The 15,355-nt window shown below is 69.1% G+C and carries 13 protein-coding genes; 7 read left to right on the top strand and 6 right to left on the bottom strand.

The window, feature by feature from the left end:
• Positions 1–77 precede the first annotated feature (77 nt).
• Complete coding sequence (locus ERC79_RS03780; protein ID WP_207390422.1) at positions 78–1,592, top strand: NAD(P)/FAD-dependent oxidoreductase; 1,515 nt, start codon at positions 78–80, stop codon at positions 1,590–1,592.
• Here the strand turns inward: ERC79_RS03780 and ERC79_RS03775 are convergent.
• The 3 genes from ERC79_RS03775 to ERC79_RS03765 are packed head-to-tail and all read right to left on the bottom strand — an operon-like array spanning position 1,519 to position 4,109.
• Positions 1,519–2,046, bottom strand: a complete 528-nt coding sequence (locus ERC79_RS03775; protein WP_131575856.1) for a DUF664 domain-containing protein — start codon at positions 2,044–2,046, stop codon at positions 1,519–1,521. The two genes, ERC79_RS03780 and ERC79_RS03775, sit on opposite strands and share 74 nt — an antisense overlap.
• 45 nt (positions 2,047–2,091) lie before the next feature.
• Positions 2,092–3,459 carry an alpha/beta-hydrolase family protein gene (locus tag ERC79_RS03770; protein ID WP_131575854.1) on the bottom strand — a complete coding sequence of 456 codons (1,368 nt, stop codon included), beginning with the start codon at positions 3,457–3,459 and terminating at the stop codon, positions 2,092–2,094.
• Positions 3,456–4,109 (bottom strand): hypothetical protein, encoded by a 654-nt coding sequence (locus ERC79_RS03765; RefSeq protein ID WP_131575853.1) that lies wholly within the window; start codon positions 4,107–4,109, stop codon positions 3,456–3,458. The genes ERC79_RS03770 and ERC79_RS03765 overlap by 4 nt, the downstream gene beginning before the upstream one ends.
• A 187-nt stretch (positions 4,110–4,296) precedes the next feature.
• Between ERC79_RS03765 and ERC79_RS03760 the strand changes: the two genes are divergently transcribed.
• The 5 genes from ERC79_RS03760 to ERC79_RS03740 all read left to right on the top strand — a co-directional run bounded on the left by ERC79_RS03760 (position 4,297) and on the right by ERC79_RS03740 (position 10,064).
• Positions 4,297–5,523 carry a histidine kinase gene (locus ERC79_RS03760; RefSeq protein WP_242676843.1) on the top strand — a complete coding sequence of 409 codons (1,227 nt, stop codon included), beginning with the start codon at positions 4,297–4,299 and terminating at the stop codon, positions 5,521–5,523.
• Positions 5,524–5,532: 9 nt separating this feature from the next.
• Positions 5,533–6,195, top strand: a complete 663-nt coding sequence (locus tag ERC79_RS03755; RefSeq protein ID WP_131575848.1) for a response regulator transcription factor — start codon at positions 5,533–5,535, stop codon at positions 6,193–6,195.
• An 83-nt stretch (positions 6,196–6,278) separates the two neighbouring features.
• Positions 6,279–7,310, top strand: a complete 1,032-nt coding sequence (locus tag ERC79_RS03750; RefSeq protein ID WP_131575846.1) for an ATP-dependent 6-phosphofructokinase — start codon at positions 6,279–6,281, stop codon at positions 7,308–7,310.
• 22 nt (positions 7,311–7,332) lie between these two features.
• Entirely contained in the window at positions 7,333–8,844 is a 1,512-nt protein-coding gene (gatB, locus tag ERC79_RS03745; protein WP_131575844.1) for an Asp-tRNA(Asn)/Glu-tRNA(Gln) amidotransferase subunit GatB, read from the top strand.
• An 11-nt stretch (positions 8,845–8,855) separates the two neighbouring features.
• Positions 8,856–10,064, top strand: a complete 1,209-nt coding sequence (locus ERC79_RS03740) for a cation:proton antiporter (RefSeq protein WP_131575842.1) — start codon at positions 8,856–8,858, stop codon at positions 10,062–10,064.
• Between the two features lie 3 nt (positions 10,065–10,067).
• Here ERC79_RS03740 and ERC79_RS03735 read toward each other — a convergent pair whose 3' ends face one another.
• Complete coding sequence (locus tag ERC79_RS03735; protein WP_131575840.1) at positions 10,068–11,213, bottom strand: PQQ-dependent sugar dehydrogenase; 1,146 nt, start codon at positions 11,211–11,213, stop codon at positions 10,068–10,070.
• 113 nt (positions 11,214–11,326) lie between these two features.
• Between ERC79_RS03735 and ERC79_RS03730 the strand changes: the two genes are divergently transcribed.
• Complete coding sequence (locus ERC79_RS03730) at positions 11,327–12,223, top strand: DoxX family protein (protein ID WP_131575838.1); 897 nt, start codon at positions 11,327–11,329, stop codon at positions 12,221–12,223.
• Here ERC79_RS03730 and ERC79_RS03725 read toward each other — a convergent pair.
• Both ERC79_RS03725 and ilvD read right to left on the bottom strand, forming a co-directional pair.
• Positions 12,216–13,211: a hypothetical protein gene (locus tag ERC79_RS03725; protein WP_131575836.1), complete on the bottom strand. Its 996-nt coding sequence runs from the start codon at positions 13,209–13,211 to the stop codon at positions 12,216–12,218. The two genes, ERC79_RS03730 and ERC79_RS03725, sit on opposite strands and share 8 nt — an antisense overlap.
• A gap of 155 nt (positions 13,212–13,366) precedes the next feature.
• Positions 13,367–15,208, bottom strand: a complete 1,842-nt coding sequence (gene ilvD / locus ERC79_RS03720; RefSeq protein WP_131575834.1) for a dihydroxy-acid dehydratase — start codon at positions 15,206–15,208, stop codon at positions 13,367–13,369.
• Positions 15,209–15,355 lie beyond the last annotated feature (147 nt).

Raw genomic sequence — 15,355 nt, 5'->3', positions numbered from 1 at the left:
CGCGCGGATCCGGGCTGTCGGCGTCCACGGAGGACTAGGCTCCGAGACAGGACGAATCGGGTGGCAGGAGGGCCGGCGTGGGGCAGCCGTCGATCATGATCATCGGCGCGGGATTCGGTGGGATCACGCTGGCGCTGGAGTTGCGGCGGGCCGGTCTCACGGACATCACGATCCTCGAGAAGGGCGACGACGTCGGCGGGGTGTGGCGCGTCAACACCTATCCGGGCGCGGCGTGTGATGTGCCGTCGCCGCTGTATTCGATCTCCACCGAACCCAATCCCGAATGGCCCCGCCGGTTCTCGGAGCAGCCGGACATTCTCGCGTACCTTCGCGGCGTCGTCGCCGATCATGGGCTGCGGCGGCTCATCCGGTTCGGTGTCGAGGTCAGGACGGCCGAGTTCGACGAGCAGACGAACCGGTGGTCGGTGCGCACCGCCGATGGTGAGGTATTCGAATCCGACGTCCTCGTCACCGCGGTGGGGCAGCTGTCTCGGCCGGCGATCCCTGCGCTCCCCGGTCGGGACACCTTCGCGGGCGAAGCGTTCCACTCCGCCGAGTGGGACCACGACATTCCGCTGGCGGGACGACGGGTCGCAGTGATCGGCACCGGCGCGAGTGCCATCCAGTTCGTACCGGCGATTGCGCCGGTCGTCGGACGGCTGACGCTGTTTCAGCGGTCGGCGCCCTGGATCCTGCCGAAACCCGACACCGAGTACCGCCCGTGGCATCACAGGTTGTTCCGGGCCGTCCCCGCAGCGCAGCGGGCCGAGAGGCTCCTCACGTGGGGGGTCTTCGAGATCCTCACGGTCGCACTGGTCGACACGAAGTCGCGCGGCAGACTGGCCGGCCGGCTGGCTCGGCGGCACCTCGAGAGGCAGGTCGCGGACCCGGTGCTGCGCGCGGCGCTCACCCCGGACCACGAACCGGGATGCAAGCGGATGCTCCTGTCGGACGACTACTATCCGGCCGTCGCCCGCTCCAACGTGGAAGTGGTGGTCGACGGCATCGAGCGCATCGAGCCAGAGGGGGTACGTGCATCCGACGGGACGCTGTACCCGGCCGACGTCATCGTCTACGGAACCGGCTTCGCCGCAACCGAATTCCTCGCACCCATGACGATTCGCGGCCGCGGCGGGCTGACGCTCGCCGAGGCGTGGTCCGACGGTGCGCAGGCCTATCTCGGTATGACCACCGCCGGGTTCCCGAACCTGTTCATGATGTACGGCCCCAATACGAATCTCGGCTCCGGGTCGATCGTGTACATGCTCGAATCGCAGGCCCGACACATCGTCGGGCTGGTGCAGTGGCTGATCGAGCAGCCGGGTCTCGCCGTCGAGGTGGATGCGGGTGTCGAGCGGCGGTTCAACGAGCGGATCCAGCGCAGGCTCGCGACATCGGTGTGGAGCCTGTGCGCGAGCTGGTATCGCAGCGCGTCCGGCAAGATCACCACCAACTGGCCCGGCACCGTCACCGCGTACCGCCATCGCACCCGGCGGGTGGACCGCCGCGACTACCGGATCACCGCGACTCGAACAGTCCCCGCACATACGCCACCTGCCCCAGGTGCTGCAGGCAGTCACCGATCACGCTGACGAGTCGTACCGACACGGTGACGGGCGGATCCCAGCGCCGATCGACGATCCGGGCGAGCTCCTCGTCGGTGAGTTCATCGACGTACTCCAGCGTCGCCAGGTGCACGTCCCCGTGATAGTCCGCGAGTAGCTGCGCGTCTGCGTGCATGGCTCCGACGTCGGCGCTGCTCTGGCCGTATCCGATGTCGCCCGGCGGGTAGGGGAGATCGAACCGTTCCAGCCATCCCCTGGACGTCCACGCTTGCGCTGCGCCGGCGGCGTCGCTGACATGATCGTCCTGAACGCGGGTGAGGTGCCAGAGCAGCCACGCGATCGAGTTGGCGTCCCGACCCGGGCGGTAGCCGGACATCTCCGGCGTGAGGCCGTCGGTCGACGCCACTACCAGCTCGCGGATCCGTTCGAAATTGTCCCGCAGGATCGCGCGCGCCGCTTCCGTCTGTGGATCTCGGCTCATGGTTCCCACGGTAGGCCGGTGGCGCGTGCTGTGGGCCGGATCCGGTCAGTCGCAGTCGGCCATCCGGGCGCCCTGGTCGGCGCCGTAGCGGTGGCCGTGGCCGGAGGGGGAGTCGAGTGCGAACAGCATGTCCACGCTTGCCTGGAGGAAGCTGACCCCGGGAAGCCACTGCGGCACCGGCGCATCGACACGGACGTGGTCCAGCTCGGGTGGGCGGACCATCAGCATCGGTGACCACCACACCACCGGGTCGGAGCTGTTGGCCAGCACGGTGGCGCCGTCCTGCCGGACCGCGCCGGCCGGCGGACCCGCCCACAGGGCGCTGCACGTGCGGGCCCGCAGGTCACCCGCGTCGTCGAAGATCGCGCTGCCACCCACTGAACCGAGGCTCTGCCCATACACGTGCAGCGCGGGCCGGGCATCGACAGGAAACCGCGCAGTGTGGTCCGCCACTGCGGTGAACAGCGCCCGCGCGGACTGCTCGGCGCTGTCGCGGCCGAACAGGAACGTCGCCCAACTCGGCGCATACGAGTACTGCATGCCCACCAGCGCGGTGTCGCCGCCGAACCGCCGCTCTAGCCCCGTGGCAGCCTCGCCGTCGATCCAGCCGGATCCGGTGGGGACCACGATCACGACATGCCCGCGGGTGAAGGCGCCGGTGCGTTCGAGTTCCTGGACGGCCAGCGCCGCGCGGGAGGACACATCGGACGCCGAATCCAGTCCTGCGTAGACTCGGATGCTCGACGAATCCGTCCTTCCCGCAATGAAAATGCGGCCCTCGGCGCCGATCGATTCCCACGGGATGAGCGATCCGGGCACGCCGGTTCCGAGGGTGGGATCGATGACAGCATTCGAATCGCGGAAGTGTTGTGCGGCAACTGCGGTGGCCGACGGTGTCGCGAAGTACCCAGCGGTCACGATCACCGCCGCGAGCGCTACCGCGCGGAGCAGCCGGAGTCTGCGGGCTACGGTGCCGACTGCGCGGGTGAAGCCGAACAGCGTCAGGCACACCACCACCGCCCAGAACGCGACCTGCACCCAGTGTGAGGGACCGATGGCCGGCACGTGCATCGCCGCCCGCAGGGCGCTCTGCCATTGGTGCGCCGCGAGGGTGGCCCACAGCAGCACAATCGCGGCGAGCGCGAAGGCAGCGATCCGTCGCCCGTCCTGAGCGTCGTCCGGCGTGCGGCGCGCGAGACGCCGGGCCGCCGCCGCCAGTCCCCAACCGGTGGCCGCGAGCAGCCCGGTCACCACACCCTGCGCCAGCGGGGAGCGGGGGAGCAGCGACGGCGCCATCGAGATCATGCTTGCGCCGGTGACGGCGACGGTTGTGCCGACCCGTGGCAGCGCTGCGGCCACTGCGGTGAGCGTGCCGCCACGGATGCGGGACGTGACTTCCGCACCTGCGCTCATGCCGGTGCCCCGCTGCCGAGATTCCGTATCCGGACGGTCGGTAGCCGGTGCCGCACGCGCCGCACCGCGGCGGACGCGAGGGCGATTCCGGTGAAGGCGAGCGCGCCGCCGACCCCGTAGCGCAGCCACGGCTCCTCGACCGGGGTGCCGTAGCCCTGTCGCCAGGAGTTCGCGTCGACCGCGGTGGTCGCGGCATTGGCCATCATGTAACAGGAGGCGCGGTCGGTGTCCCGGACGTCGCATGCGGCGTGCATGCGACGGTCGAGCTGGGCATCGAGATCGGTGCGCGCCCAGGTACCCAGGTCGCCACCGCTGACCCGCGCATAGCGGAGCAGATCGTAGCCGAGATCGTGTGCCATACAAGCGGTCTCGAACTCGGTGGGGAGAGGGACCGGGGAGGAGCAGTCTCCGTGTGGGTTGACCAGGATCCCGTCCCGGACTTGCGGACGGTATCCGATGACCTCGGCGAAATCACCGGGTAGTGCCTGTGCCGCGCGGTGGGCGTCATCGGACACGAGCGCGGCCACTGCCCGGGTTGCGGTGGCGCTTTCACGCTGCGGGGCGTGTGCCTCCGCTTGGGGGGCCGCCATCGTCGTGGTCAGTATCGCCGCGCCGGCGAGGACGGCGCCGGCCCATCTCGTGGTTCCCATGCCACAGAACGTTAGAAATGGGCGTTACGCAGGCACATCACTCCGCGGTTCCGATTCTGGGCGGCTCCGGGGGTGGCCGTGGACGCCGCCCTCGTACCGGGGAGCCAGTGCCATCTCACCCTGAGGTATGAGGACTTTTCGGGGCCCGGTTCCTACTGTTCTGGGGGTGAGAAGGAAAAAACGCCCGCTGGGGCATGCCGCACACGGCGCCGTCGCGGCAGCAGGCCCGAGGCTCGGCAGGCTCAGCACCGGTCAGCGCCTCGACGGGCTCGTGCTGTTCGTCACCGCGGTGCTGTACGCGATCGCATGGCCCACCCTGCACGTGACGCACCTCGTTCCGGCAGGCGTGCAGCCGCTCATCGCCGGACTTGCCGCGCTGCCAATGGTGTTGATCCGGGCCAATCCTGCTCTGGGATGGGCGATCTCGGCGTCCGGCGCACTGGTGATTCCGGTGGTGTACGAACGTGTCGGCGACTACGACTTCCCGTGGCAGGTGGTCCACGTGATGGTGCTGATGGCGTTGTTGTTCGCGGTGAGCCTGCGCTCGCCCGTCGCGGTGGTCGCGGTGGCGTGGGCGGCGACCGCGATGCTGTTCCTTGCCGATGCACCCGGACAGGATGGCCGGGGTTGGGCGGTGGGGCTGACGGTGCTGGTGCTGTTCGGTCTGTTGATCCGGTGGCTCGTCCTTTCTCGGCGTCAGCTTGCCCGGCAGGCGGAGGTCACCGAGGTGGAGCGGGCACGACGGGCGATTCTCGAGGAGAAGGCCCGCATCGCCCGCGACCTGCACGATGTGGTGGCCCATCACATGTCGCTCGTGGTGGTTCAGGCCCAGAGTGCGCCTTACCGGGTCGAGTCGGTTTCGGACGAGGCCCGGGCGGAGTTCGAGTCCATCGGTGCCACGGCGCGCGAGGCGCTCAACGAGGTGCGTGGCCTGCTCGGAGTACTGCGTAGCGACGGTGCGGAGGTCGAGCGCGCACCGCAGCCGGGAACCGCACAGATCGATGAGCTTCTCGACGCCAGCGTGCGGGCGGGAATCTCGCTGTCGCGGAGCATGACCGGAGATCCGGCGGTCATCTCGGAGGCGGCGGGGCTCACTGTGTACCGGATCCTGCAGGAATCTCTCGCCAATGCCGCGCGGCATTGCCCGGGCGCCCACGTCGAGGTCGCGCTCGACTACTCGTCCGCGGTGACGTCACTCGTCGTGACGAACGGTCCGGCCACCTCGGAGCCGAGCGTCGGCGCGCACGCGGAATCGTCCGGAGGGAGTGGTATTCGCGGTATGCGCGAGCGGGCCCGGGCCGTCGGCGGCACGCTCGACACCCGACCGCTCGACGACGGGGGATTCGAGGTCAGGGCGCATATCCCCGGCGGCTCGGCCGCCGCGGTCGGCGTCTCGTCGACGACACTGGCCTAGTCTGTGGCGGTGGCGATCACGGTATTCATTGCGGACGATCAGGCGATGGTGCGGCAGGGTTTCGGGGCGCTGCTGGCCGCCCAGCCCGACATCAGTGTCATCGGCGACGCCCCGAATGGGCTCGTCGCGGTCGCCGAGGTCAAGCGTCTGCGCCCCGACGTCGTGCTGATGGACGTGCGGATGCCCGAGATGAACGGCCTCGATGCGGCCCGTGAAATCCTCTCCGCAGCAATGGATCCTCCAGTTCGGGTGCTGATGCTGACAACGTTCGACATCGACGAGTACGTCTACGAGGCGCTGGGCATCGGTGCGAGCGGATTCATGCTCAAGGACGCCCCCGCGGAGGAACTGATCCGCGCGGTCCGCGTCGTCGCGGCAGGCGAGGCGCTCCTCGCACCTACCGTCACCCGGCGGCTGATCGCGGACGTCACTCGTCGGCGCGTTGCTCCACGGGCCCGGCACAAAGAGCTGGAGACACTGACCCCCCGCGAGCGCGAGGTGCTCGAGCTCATCGCGGCCGGGCTGTCGAACACCGAAATCGCCGAACGCCTGTTCGTTGCCGAGCAGACCGTCAAGACGCACGTCGGGAAGGTGCTCTCGAAGCTGTCGTTGCGCGACCGGGCCCAGGCCGTCGTGCTGGCGTACGAATCGGGGCTGGTCACACCCGGTTGATCGGCTCGGGGTGCCTGATCGGCGTGGGAGCGGCAAGATGAGAGGGAAACCGCTCTGCTCCGTGAAGGCCGAGAGGGGCCGTGATGCGCATCGGAATTCTCACCGGGGGCGGCGACTGCCCCGGACTCAACGCCGTCATCCGTGCCGTTGTACGCACCGCGGACGCACGCTACGGCAGCACCGTCGTCGGGTTCCGCGATGGTTGGCGAGGTCTGCTCGAGGACCGCAAGATGCAGATGCGCAACGAGGACCGGATCGACCGCATTCTCGCGCGCGGCGGGACGATTCTGGGGACCGCGCGGGTCAATCCGCAGAAGCTGCACGACGGGCTCGACCGGATCAAGCAGACCCTCGACGACAACGGCATCGACGTGCTGATCCCGATCGGCGGGGAGGGCACACTCACCGCGGGCAGCTGGCTCGCCGACAGCGGAGTCCCGGTGGTAGGGGTGCCCAAGACGATCGACAACGACATCGACTGCACCGACGTCACGTTCGGGTTCGATACGGCTCTGACGATCGCGACCGAGGCAATCGACCGGCTGCACACCACCGCGGAGTCGCATCAGCGGGTGATGCTCGTCGAGGTGATGGGCCGGCACGCCGGCTGGATCGCGCTGCAGGCGGGGATGGCCTCGGGTGCGCACCTGACGCTGGTGCCCGAGGAACCCTTCGACGTCGACGAGGTGTGCGCGCTGGTGAAGAAGCGGTTCCAGCGCGGCGACTCGCACTTCATCTGTGTCGTCGCCGAGGGCGCCGCTCCGGATCCCGAATCGATGACGTTGCGCGAGGGTGGGATCGACGAGTTCGGTCACAAGATCTTCACCGGTGTCGCACAGCAACTCGCGATCGAGATCGAACGGCGCATCGGCAAGGAGGTGCGGACCACGGTGCTGGGCCATGTGCAGCGCGGTGGTACCCCGACCCCGTACGATCGCGTCCTCGCGACCCGTTTCGGGGTCCACGCGACGGATGCCGCCCACAGCGGTCAGTTCGGTCAGATGGTGGCACTGCACGGCACCACCATCGAGCTGGTACCCCTCGCGGAGGCGACCAAGCGGCTGAAGACAGTCCCCGTCGACCGCTACCGGGAGGCGGCCGCGTTCTTCGGGTGACCCGGCGCATAAACTCATGGCCATGACTGCCGCCGTGTCCGCTGACCTTCTCGACTATGACGACGTCCTCGCGAAGTTCGAGCCCGTCCTGGGCATGGAAGTGCACGTCGAGCTGCACACCAACACCAAGATGTTCTGCCCGTGCCCGACTGCGTTCGGTGCCGAGCCCAACACGCAGGTGTGCCCCGTGTGCCTCGGCATGCCCGGCGCGCTTCCGGTGGTCAACCAGGCTGCGGTCGAGTCCGCAATCCGCATCGGCCTGGCGCTGAACTGTTCGATCACGCCGTGGGGCAGGTTCGCACGGAAGAACTACTTCTACCCGGACCAGCCGAAGAACTACCAGATCTCGCAGTACGACGAGCCCATCGCGACCGAGGGCTACCTCGATGTCGTGCTCGACGACGGCACCACCTGGCGCGTCGAGATCGAGCGCGCACACATGGAGGAGGACACCGGCAAGTCACTGCACGTGGGCGGCGCCACCGGTCGTATCCACGGTGCCAGCCACTCGCTGCTCGACTACAACCGGGCCGGTGTGCCGCTCGTGGAGATCGTGACCAAGACCATCACCGGTGCCGGTGAGCGCGCCCCCGAGGTGGCTCGCGCGTACGTCGCGGCCCTGCGCGACCTGCTCGAGGCCCTCGACGTGTCCGATGTCCGCATGGACCAGGGCTCGCTGCGCTGCGACGCCAACGTTTCGCTCATGCCGATCGGCGCTGACGTGTTCGGCACCCGTACCGAGACCAAGAACGTCAACTCGCTCAAGAGCGTCGAAACCGCGGTTCGGTACGAGATGCGCCGTCAGGGCGCCGTGCTCGTCGCCGGTGGTGAGGTCATTCAGGAGACCCGGCACTTCCAGGAGGCCGACGGCACCACTTCTCCCGGTCGCCGCAAGGAGACCGCGGAGGACTACCGCTACTTCCCCGAGCCGGACCTCGAGCCGGTCGCGCCCGACGCAGCCTGGGTCGAGCAGCTGCGCGGCACGCTGCCGGAGTTGCCGTGGATCCGCCGTGCCCGCATCCAGGAGGAGTGGGGCGTGTCCGACGAGGTCATGCGCGACCTGGTCAACGCCGGTGCTCTCGATCTGGTGATCGCGACAACCGAGGCCGGCGCGCCCGCCGACGCGGCGCGGTCGTGGTGGGTGTCCTACCTCGCACAGCAGGCGAACACCCGCGGTGTCGAGCTCGCCGATCTGCCGATCACGCCCGCGCAGGTGGCGCAGATCGTCGCGCTCATCGACAGCGGCAAGCTCAACAACAAGGTGGCTCGTCAGGTCGTCGACCACGTCCTCGATGGTGAGGGCGATCCGGAGCAGGTGGTCGCGAACCATCCCGAGCTCGTGGTCGAGCGCGACGACACCAAGCTGCAGGCCGCCGTCGACGAGGCCCTCGCCGCGAACCCCGACATCGCCGACAAGATCCGCAGCGGCAAGGTTGCCGCGGCGGGCAAGATCGTCGGCGATGTGATGAAGGCGACTCGCGGCCAGGCGGACCCGGCCCGGGTCAAGGAACTCGTCATCGCTGCGTGCAGCTAACGTAGCGGCGCATGGATGCCGCCGTTGCCACCTCGCTGTTCTGGATCACGGTCGCTGCCGCGGTAGCGCCCCTCCTGGCGGGTGTGCTCCCACGACGCCTCGTTCCCGAGGTGGTGCTGCTCCTGGTGGCCGGCATCGTCATCGGCCCGTACGCGCTGGATATTGCGGGGGTCGGCACGGAGATCGGTGTCCTTCGTGAGCTCGGCCTGGGCATGTTGTTCCTGCTTGCCGGGTACGAGGTGGACACCGATGAGCTGACCGGGCGGGGCGGTCGCCGCGCGCTCGTCACCTGGTCGGTATGTCTGGCAATCGCGTTCGCGATCGTGGGCGTGCTAGGTATGGCGGGATTGATGAGCGCCGAGATCGCGGTGGCGATCGCGTTGACGTCGACGGCTCTCGGCACCCTCCTCCCGATTCTCAAGGATCGGGGACTGCTCGATACCCGGCTGGGCCGCACCGTGCTCAACCACGGCGCGATCGGCGAGCTGGGTCCGGTGCTCGCGATGGCGATTCTCCTGGGCACGCGCGGCGCGATCGCGTCTTTGTTGGTGCTCGCGGCATTCGCCGCCGTTGCCGTCGTGGTCGCGATGCTCCCGGCCCGGATCCTGCGGGAGGGTTCGCGGCTGCTCTCGCTGGTGCGCCTCGGCGCCGACACCACCGCACAGACCACCGTTCGGCTGGTCATGCTGCTGCTGGTTGCCCTCATCGCCGTCGCAGCGGTGTTCGACCTCGACATCATCCTCGGCGCTTTCGCGGCCGGATTCATCCTGCGCCGTGCCGTTCCCGGCGGCAGCGAGCAGCTCGAGACCAAGCTCGAGGGTATCGCTTTCGGCCTGCTGATCCCGATCTTCTTCGTCACGTCCGGTATGGCCATCGACATCGTCGCCGTCGCGGCCGAGCCGCTGATCCTGGTGGCCTTCCTCGGCCTGCTGATCGTGGCCCGCGGCGTGCCGGTGTTCGTCGCGTCCAGGCTCGACCGCGGACCGGGCGGTGCGAACTTCGACACGCGTGAGCAGGTGCAGATTGCGCTCTATTCCACCACCGGGCTGCCGCTGATCGTGGCGGTGACCGGCGTCGCGGTCGCGGCGGGCGAGATGTCCAACGCGATCGCGTCGATCCTCGTGGCGGCGGGCGCAATCACCGTGCTGGTGCTGCCTCTGCTCGCAAGCGTCCTGGGACATGAGGAACCGACGACGAAGGCCCGCGACGTCGCAGCCTGACGGTCAGTCGAATCCGCCGCCGCCGTTGGGCATCGGAATCTTCACGACCCGGTCGTCGGTGGGGCCGGGTTCGCCACCGGACTTGTTGACCGTCGCCGCCCAGATCTGGCCCTCACCGCTGATTGCGGTGCCGGCCAGGCGTCCGTACAGCTTCTGGGCGAGCAGCGCGGGCGTGGCGGTGACGGCGCCCGTCGCAGCCTCTGTGGTGAGCACCGCCATGGCCTGGGCATCGGTCAGGGCCACCGCAATCGCGCCCTGGGCGGCTGCGCAGCCGGCGACACCGGGCTTGTCGGGCCACGTCCACACGGGCGCGCCGACCGTGCCGTCCGGGCGTACCCGCTGGAGCCGGTCCTCGACGACGGTACGGTCGGTGACCCACACGCCTCCGCCGTGATCGGCGCATACTCCGCCGGCGCGGCCGATGCCCGACAGCACCACCGCCGGACGCGGCGGATTGGGCGTCGACGTCAGTGCCGTCACCCGAAGCAGCTTCCCGGCGAGAGAAGTGGGATCCGTTGCCGCGGCCGGATTCTCGGTGTCACCGGTGAGCACCAGCAACTCGCCCGGCCGTGCGAACGTCAGCGCGCCCGCATTTCCCGCGTTGCCACGGGGGATGCCGGTGAGTACGTCCTTCGGGGTATCGCCGGGCGCGATGCGGACCACACGGTTGTCGGTGGGTGTCGTCACGTATGCGTAGAGCAGGTTGTCCTCCGCGTAGGTGGGGGACAGCGCAATGCCGAGCAGGCCACCGTCGGAGCTGGAATCGACCGGGATGCGGGCAAACTCGGTGGGCATCGTGCCCGGTGCCACCCGCAGGATCCTGCCGGTCCTGCGTTCGGCCACCAGTGCCGAGTCGCCGCCGGGCAACATCGCCAGTCCGCCAGTGGTGTCCAGACAGGTTGCGACGATGTTCGCGTCGCGGTCGACACACGGATCGTCCGGACTCGCCGGATCCGGCGCCACGGACGACGGGGCGGGAGGTTCGAACGGCTGGACCTCCGCGCCGGAACCGAATGTCGGTTCGGGTGTGAACGCCGACGAGGCGGAGTCGTCGAACTCGGCGCACCCTGCGGTCACGATCAGTGCGGTGGCGCAGATCGCCACGCCGCCCGCGCGCCTGGATACCCTGCGCCGTTCACCCGTCGTCATGATCCAAGACGTTACGGAAGGTTCGTCGCTCTTCGCCACGTCGGTGTGGTGTGATCGGCGCGCCGGGGCCGGGCTACCCGGACGGCCACGTGAACGGACTTAGGCTGCAATGCGTGACTGACAAGCCGAAAGATCACACCGAGTCCACCGACACGGGGTCCGCGCCGAGTCCGTTCGACCAGCCGACCGAGAGGTTCCCGGCTCAGTCGGCTCAGTCCGCCCGCCCGGCCGAGTCCCCGCTCGCGCACACCGACGACGATCTCGATTTCGGGGCGCGCGACGCCGACAGCCTGCCCACCGAACAGATTCCGATGTTCAAACCCGGTCAGGCGCCGACCGTGCCACCTTCCGTCGACGATCAGCCGACCCAGGTGATCGGGCGTGACCAGCCCGGCAGGTCGCGGCCCGAGCCGATCGTGTCCGAGCCGATCGCCGCTGCACCCGTCGCAGCGCCTGTCGCGGTAGCGCCCGCGTCCGGCGACGATGTCGATTCCCGCCGCGGAACGCTGGACCTCGGACTGGCGGTACTGCGCGTCGCGGTCGGCGGCACGATCCTCGTCCACGGCCTGCAGAAGCTGACCGGCTGGTGGAACGGTCCCGGCCTCGGTGGTTTCCGGGATGTCCTGGTCGACGCCGGATTCGACCATGCCCGAGCGCTCGCGATTCTGGGCGCCGTCGGTGAGGTCGCCGGTGGCACACTGCTGATCCTGGGCCTGCTCACCCCGGTTGCGGCCGCGTCTGTGCTCGCGGTGATGATCAACGCGTGGTGCTTCAAGCAGGTCATGGAGCCCGGACTCGAATACTTCGCGCCCGGCGGCGTCGAGTACGAGACGCTGCTCGGAGCCGCCGCTGCGGCGATCATCCTCACCGGTCCCGGGCGCATCTCGCTGGACGGCCGCCGCCGGTGGGCGACGCGCCCCTATGTCGGCTCCCTCATCGCGCTGATCCTCGGCATCGCGGCCGGTGTGTGCGTGTGGATCTTCCTCAACGGCGCGAACCCCGTCATCTGACGCCGCCGCTCCGCTTTTCGTTGCGCCGCTCCTCCGATCGGGGGAGCGGCGCAACCATTTCCGGCGCGGCACCCCGGCTGCAGCCGAAGGCCCGTCTCAGCCGCCGCACCACTTCATCGGGTGCGCTCAGCTCCTTCCAGCCCCAGCGGGCGACACCGTAGCCCGCCGAGCGGATGTCGTCCTCGCGCAACTTCTCCTCGATGACCGCCTGTTCGGTGGTCTGACCGGGGCGCAGATGCTCGGTGTACTTGCCGTGCCCGTCGAACTCGCCGACGGCGCGCTCGCGCTCGAACCAGAAGTCGACGCGGCCGATCGGAACCCCGGCGTCGAACAGGACGCGCTGCGGTTCGGGTGCGGGCAGCCCGGCGCGGTGGATCAGCACGCGGCTGCGGGATTCGCCGACGCTCTCGCTGCGCCCGTCCATGAAGGTCATCGCCCGCGTCGCCTGCGCGCTTCCCCTCCGTCCGCGACACCGGGCCAGTTCCTCGCGTAGCTCGTCGTGGGTGACCAGTCCGGTTGCGAGCGCGTGATCGCCGGCCACCACCGCACTCTCGAAGGGAACCGTCCGCGCGAGATCGATGACGGTCCGTGCGGGCGCGGTGACCGCGATTTCGTCGATGACGACGATGTCCTCGGCTGGGAGTTGGGCGACGTGTACGTGACGGCGGGTGGTGATCTTGCCGCCGCACGGACGGTCGAGGGTGGTGTGCACTCGGCGCAGCGGCACGTTCCAGACCGTGATGCCGTGGAGGACGGCCGCCGACACGTGGCTGACGACGGCTCCGGGGCTCGCCTTTGCGGTGGCGAGGACGGCGAGCCGGTGTTGCCCGACAGAATCGAGTTGCGCAAGATCCTCGCCGCGCACGTACGCGCCGGGCCGCACCGCGAGTAGGCGCCTCGACCGTCGGGCGGTACGCAGTTCGTGGTCGGTGAACCCGCGCGCGAGTGCGTCGGACCTGAACACCAGTGGTGTGCCATCGAATTCCATGCGTCGAGCCTCGCGTTTCACGCACCAGGGCGGGCGCCCGTTCCGCGATCTGTGGATGGATTGTGCGCTGTCCACAGGGTGCCGCTCCGAAAACAGTCGTGGCGCGCCCCCGATCGGGGACGCGGCACGACGAAAACCGGAGCGGCAGCTACGCCTTACGGCACGTGGCGAACGGCGCCCTTGTCGGCGGATGTGGCCAGTGCGGCGTATGCCCGCAGCGCCGTGGTGACGGTGCGCTGGCGGTCCACCGGCTGCCACGGACGCTCGGACGCCTCCATCTTGGCGCGGCGCTGCGCGAGGGTCTCGTCGTCGACGAGGACCTCGAGGGTGCGGGTCGCGACGTCGATGCGGATCTGGTCGCCGTCCTCGACGAGTCCGATCACACCACCCGCTGCGGCCTCGGGCGAGATGTGGCCGATCGACAGGCCCGACGTGCCACCGGAGAAGCGGCCGTCGGTGACGAGTGCGCACTCCTTGCCGAGGCCGGCGCCCTTGAGGAACGCGGTGGGGTGCAGCATCTCCTGCATGCCCGGGCCGCCCTTGGGGCCCTCGTAGCGGACCACGAGGACGTCGCCCGGCTTGATTTGCTTCTGCAGGATCACCGACACGGCAGCCTCCTGCGACTCGACGACGACGGCCGGCCCCTGGAAGGAGAACAGCTCCTCGTCGATCCCGGCGGTCTTGAGGATCGCGCCGTCGACGGCGATGTTGCCGCGCAGCACGCACAGGCCACCCTCGACGGTGTAGGCGTGTTCGAGGTCGCGAATGCAGCCGCCCTCGGCGTCGGTGTCGAGCGCGGACCAGCGGTTGTCGGTCGAGAACGGCTCGGTGGTGCGCACGCCGCCCGGCGCCGCGTGGAAGAGCTCGAGTGCCTCGTCGCTCGCCTTGCCGGAGCGGATGTCCCAGGTGTCGAGCCATTCGTCGAAGCTCTTGGTGTGCACGGTCGAGACGTCCGTTTCCAGCAGTCCGGCGCGGCGTAGCTCACCCAGCAGCGCGGGGATGCCACCGGCGCGGTGGACGTCCTCCATGTGGTAGTCCGAGTTGGGCGAGACCTTCGACAGGCACGGCACCAGCCGGCTGATCTCGTCGATGGTGTCGAGGTCGAAGTCGACCTCGCCCTCCTGCGCCGCGGCGAGGGTGTGCAGCACCGTGTTGGTGGAGCCGCCCATCGCGACATCGAGGGCCATGGCGTTGCGGAATGCCTTGGGGGAGGCGATGTTCCGCGGCAGCACCGACTCGTCCTCGTCGCGGTAGTACTTCAGTGCTGCCTCGACGACGGTGGTGCCGGCCCGGCTGAACAGGGCGCGGCGGGCCTCGTGGGTGGCCAGCGTGGAGCCGTTGCCGGGCAGCGCGAGTCCGAGCGCCTCGGTGAGGCAGTTCATCGAGTTGGCGGTGAACATGCCCGAGCACGAACCGCATGTGGGGCACGCGCTGCGCTCGACCTCGTCCAGGCCCTCCTCGGACACAGCGTCATTGGCGCTCGCGGAGATCGCGGTGATGAGATCGGTGGGGGCCTGTGCGACACCGCCGACGACGACGGCCTTGCCGGCCTCCATCGGGCCTCCCGAGACGAAGACCGTCGGGATGTTCAGGCGCATCGCGGCATTGAGCATGCCGGGGGTGATCTTGTCGCAGTTCGAGATGCAGACCAGGGCGTCGGCGGTGTGCGCGTTGACCATGTACTCGACGGAGTCGGCGATGATCTCGCGGCTCGGCAGCGAGTAGAGCATGCCGCCGTGGCCCATCGCGATGCCGTCGTCGACGGCGATCGTGTGGAACTCGCGGGGCACGCCGCCGGCTGCGCGGACGGCCTCGGCAACGATCTCGCCGACGTTCTTGAGGTGAACGTGGCCGGGGACGAATTGGGTGTACGAGTTCGCGATCGCGACGATCGGCTTTCCGAAGTCGGAGTCGGTCATACCGGTGGCGCGCCACAGCGCGCGGGCTCCGGCAGCGTTACGTCCGACAGTGGTGGTGCGTGACCTGAGCGGGGGCATGGGCGATTTCCTTCGTCGTCGATCATCGGTCTCGGCGGCGGGCTGTGCGCCGAGCACGGCGAAATACGTAATCAGTGGGCCCGTGAAGGTGCTGGTCGGCAAGGACCCGATTCGGCTTTCCGGGGAGCCTCGTCATCTCCGGTGGGA

This window comes from Rhodococcus sp. ABRD24 (genome assembly GCF_004328705.1).
Classification (GTDB): Bacteria; Actinomycetota; Actinomycetes; order Mycobacteriales; family Mycobacteriaceae; genus Prescottella.
Note: the sequence above shows the minus strand (reverse complement) of the source record. Positions and strands in the feature narration are given on the sequence as shown.